Source organism: Frankia sp. CcWB2 (assembly GCF_977927585.1).
In genome coordinates, this window is record NZ_CDWRCM010000149.1 from 1 (window position 1) to 4,179 (window position 4,179).

Below are 4,179 nucleotides of genomic sequence, written 5' to 3' on the forward strand. Positions count from 1 at the left end.
CCGGGGGATCTGCTCCGCCGCGGGCTCTCCGCGTGGCGGCCGTTGGTGGCAGCATGAGAGGGACGCCGGGACGCCCAGCGCCCGGACGGACGTACAGGAGCGCTCATGGATGCTTCAGGCACACCCACCCACCCGGCGGGCCCGGCGGCGACGCCCTACGGCGCGCCGACCACGCCGCCGCGGCCACGCCGGTCCCGTTTCACAGTGCGTGACGTCGCCGCGGCGAAGAACCGGGGCGAGAAGTGGTCGATGCTGACCGCGTACGACGCCACCACCGCCGCCGTCTTCGACGAGGCGGAGATCCCCGTCCTGCTGGTCGGGGACTCAGCCGCCAACGTCGTCTACGGCTACGACACGACCGTGCCGATCACCGTCGACGAGCTGCTGCCGCTGGTCCGGGCGGTGGTCCGCGGAGCACCGCACGCGATGGTCGTCGCCGATCTGCCCTTCGGGTCGTACCAGGGGGGGCCGGCCGAGGCGCTGGCGAACGCTACCCGCTTCCTCAAGGAGGGCGGGGCGCACGCGGTGAAGCTCGAGGGCGGTTCCCGGGTGGTCCGGGCGGTGGACGCCCTGGTCGGCGCCGGCATCCCCGTTATCGGGCATCTGGGGCTGACCCCGCAGAGCATCCACACTATCGGGGGCTACCGGGTCCAAGGCCGCGACGAGGCCGGCGAGGTCCTGCTGGCCGACGCGCTGGCGCTCGAGGCGGCCGGCGCGTTCGCGGTCGTGCTCGAGGTGGTTCCCGCCGATCTGGCCACCCGGGTGACGAAGGAGTTGCGCATCCCCACCGTGGGCATCGGAGCCGGCTCGGGATGCGATGCCCAGGTGCTGGTCTGGCAGGACATGGCCGGGCTGAGCGACGGCCGCGCGCCGCGGTTCGTCAAGCGGTACGCGGATCTGCGCACGATTCTCGCGGACGCCGCCCGGGCCTACCGCGCGGACGTCCGGGACGGCAGGTACCCGACAATCGAGCACAGCTACTGATCAGCCATCCGGCCGGTGGTGCCAGCGGCGGCGCTGTCACTCCGGCCCATCGCCGGTCCGGGCCAGCGCCGCCGCGAGCACGGACCCCGCCTCGACCAGGGACGGGCCGTACCAGGTCAGCAGGCGGCCGGACACGCAGACCGCGGGCGCGCTGAAGGTCTCGGGTCCGTCCGACGGGCTGAAGGGGTACGGCTCATCGGGCAGGACCACCAGGTCATGGGGCGGGACGGCCGCGGGATCGATCCGAGGGTAGCGGTCCGGCGAGTCCGCCAGCACGTTGTCGACCCCCAGCCGGCGCAGCACGTCGCCGGTGAAGGTGTCCCGGCCGACCGCCATCCACGGCCGGCGCCAGATCGGCACCAACGCCCGCCGCCGCGGCCCGGCGGCCGGCACGGCCCAGGCCTGCCGGGCGGCGTCGAGCCAGCCGGGACGAGCCAGCCCGCAGGCCAGGCGCAGCATCCGGTCCAGGCTCACCAGAGCCTGATCGACCGTGGTAGGGGCGGTGACCCACACGGCGAGCCCGGCCCGGCGCAGCGCGGCGAGGTCGGGTTCCCGGTTCTCCTCGGCGTTCGCGCAGACCAGGTCCGGAGCCAGAGAGACGATGGTGTCGAGGTCGGGGTTCTTTGTCCCCCGGACCCGGGCGACGGCCAGCCCCGCGGGATGGCTGCACCAGTCGGTGGCACCCACCAGCAGACCGGGCGCGGTAACGGCGATCGACTCGGTGAGGCTGGGAACGAGCGAGACGATCCGTTCCACCCGCGCCGGAATCGCCACCGGGTGGCCCAGATCGTCCCGGAGGGCCGTCCCCGCCTCTCGTTCCCGCCCGTTCGGAGAGGCCACGTCCGGACGCCGCTCAGACATCGGTGACCCGCAGGCCGGCGTGTGACTTGTACCGACGATTGACCGAGATCAAGTTTGCGGTCAACGCCTCGACCTGACCGACGTTGCGCAACGTGCCGGCGTAGATGCCCCGCATGCCGGGAATGCGCTCGGCGAGCGCGGCCACCAGATCGGTGGCGGCCCGATCGTCGCCGAGGACCAGGACATCAGTGTCGATCTTCGCGACCGCGTCATCGGCCAGCAGCACCGCAGAGACGTGGTGGAAGGCCGCCACGATGGTGCTGTCCGGCAGGACGGCGGCCGCCTGCTGCGCGGCGCTGCCCTCGGGCACCGCAAGCGCGAAGGCACCCCCCTTGTCGAAGCCGAGGGGGTTGACGCAATCGATCACGATCTTCCCGGCCAACGGCTCCCGCAAGGCGGCCAGGGTCTGGCGATGGCCATCCCAGGGAACCGCGATGATGACGATATCCGCGCGCTCGGCGACCGTGGCGTTGTCCGCGCCTTCGATACGCAGGCCGGGACGCGCGAGCGCGGCCGCGGCCTGCTGGCCGCGTTCGGTCGAGCGGGACCCGATCAGCACGAGATGGCCGGCGGCGGCGAACCGCAGGCCGAGGCCCCCGCCCTGCGGACCCGAGCCGCCGAGGATACCGATGATCAGCGCGGGGACATCCGGCCGGACGCGGTCAGTCGAAGCCACCCTGCCATCCTGCCCGATCCGGGCTTTGGCCGCCCGGCTGCGTGACACCCGTGAAAGCGTTCCCAGAACGGTGGGAACCAACCCGTTCACCCTCCGACATGACGATGCATGACAAGTCCACCCCCTTGCGGACAGCTCCTGGCAATGAGGGACTATGCAGAGACAACGGGACAGCTACGTGCCCGATTTTTCCGAGCTCGCCCCCCCGTGGGGAGATCCGGATCGACCGGGTCCATACACGTCGCCACCGGCAGAGGAGCAACCCACGTGACTGACAGCTACAGCTCTTGGACCGCGACACTTGGTGAGAGAGTAGACACGAAAAGCGAACCTGCCGGTACTTCCAGGAACCCCGCGCGCGCATTGGTCTCAGATGGGCCGTACCGTTCCGTTTCACACACATCGAGCAGATCTTCGGAGTCAGGCGAGAGAGGTCGAGCAATGGCGGACGTGTCGGTTCGCTTCGCGATGACGAACGACAGCGAAGTGGTGCTGAACCTGTCGCTGCCGCAGGCACTGCGCCTGATGGAAGCGATCGCCCGCAAGGTGGGCGAAACCCTGGCCGAGCGCAGCACGCAGACGGTCGGCGGTGTCGGCGGCGTTCCCGCCTCGGCTCCCTCCAACGGGATGCCCAGCCTGGGGCCGTACACCCCATCCTGAGCGTGTCCACGTGCCGCGCCGGTCCACGCGTCCCCAAGCGGTGGCGTCGCGCCGCTTGGCGCGTTCTCCCGCGGACAGTCCCGGGTGGACATTCGCCCGGGACGCCGACCGTCGCTCAGAACCGGGGCGGTGCCCCGGCGAAACTCACGGATCCGTCATGCACGGATCCGTCCTCGGGTCCCCAGGTCCGGGAGTGGTGACCGATCGAGCCCAGGGTCGAGCCCAAGGCGCGTGGGTGTGAGGCCGCGTACACTTCGCGAAGCCGGTCCACCGTCACCAGGGTGTAGATCTGAGTGGTGCTGACCGAGGCGTGTCCCAGCAGCTCCTGCACCACCCGGACGTCGGCGCCGCCGTCGAGCAGGTGGGTGGCGAAGGAATGGCGCAGCACGTGGGGTGAGACCCCCTCCACACCCGCCGCGAGCGCCGCCGTACGCAGCACCGACCACGCGCTCTGCCGGGACAGGCGGTTACCGCGGCGGGACAGGAAGACCGCGGGCCCCGAGCGGGGGGCGGCCAGCATCGGCCGCCCCACCCGCAGATAGTCGGCCACCGCGGCGATGGCGCACCGACCGAGCGGGACGATCCGGTCACGTCCGCCCTTGCCGTGCAGGCGGACGGAGGCGGCCTCCAGATCGAGATCGTCGACGTCGAGACCGACGGCCTCCGAGATCCGGGCCCCGGTGCCGTAGAGAAGCTCCAGCAACGCGGTCGCGCGCAGACGGCGGACGGCCTCGGCCGGTTCCACCGGCGGCGGTCCCCCGGGCGGCGGCGGGGATCCCGACGGGGGCGCACCCGCGGCCGCGGCGAGGACGGCCACCACCTGGTCGATGCTCAGGGCCTTCGGTAGCCGCCGGGGAGGCGTCGGCGGTCGAACCGGCCGGGACACGTCCTCGGGGACGTCACCCTCGTCGGCCGCGAAGCGGTGCAGCGACCGGACGGCGACCAGCATCCTCGCGACCGACGCCGCGGCAAGCGGCGGGTGCGTGTCGTCACCGGTG

General features: G+C 72.0%; 5 protein-coding genes. 2 read left to right on the plus strand and 3 right to left on the minus strand.

The features are described from left to right. Positions 1-105: 105 nt before the first annotated feature. Positions 106-984 carry a 3-methyl-2-oxobutanoate hydroxymethyltransferase gene (panB, locus tag ACY45C_RS15335; RefSeq protein WP_462188278.1) on the plus strand — a complete coding sequence of 293 codons (879 nt, stop codon included), beginning with the start codon at positions 106-108 and terminating at the stop codon, positions 982-984. Between the two features lie 36 nt (positions 985-1,020). Here the strand turns inward: panB and ACY45C_RS15340 are convergent, their stop codons facing one another. Then, a complete protein-coding gene (locus ACY45C_RS15340) occupies positions 1,021-1,845 on the minus strand; it encodes a helical backbone metal receptor (RefSeq protein ID WP_462188279.1) in 825 nt (274 codons plus the stop codon). Further along, positions 1,838-2,521, minus strand: a complete 684-nt coding sequence (npdG, locus tag ACY45C_RS15345; protein ID WP_462188280.1) for an NADPH-dependent F420 reductase — start codon at positions 2,519-2,521, stop codon at positions 1,838-1,840. Before npdG ends, ACY45C_RS15340 begins: the two co-directional genes overlap by 8 nt. 441 nt (positions 2,522-2,962) lie before the next feature. Between npdG and ACY45C_RS15350 the strand changes: the two genes are divergently transcribed. After that, complete coding sequence (locus ACY45C_RS15350) at positions 2,963-3,181, plus strand: hypothetical protein (RefSeq protein ID WP_023841797.1); 219 nt, start codon at positions 2,963-2,965, stop codon at positions 3,179-3,181. A 115-nt stretch (positions 3,182-3,296) separates the two neighbouring features. Here ACY45C_RS15350 and ACY45C_RS15355 read toward each other — a convergent pair. Continuing rightward, a partial coding sequence (locus ACY45C_RS15355; RefSeq protein ID WP_462188281.1) for a tyrosine recombinase occupies positions 3,297-4,179 on the minus strand: 883 nt, incomplete at its 5' end.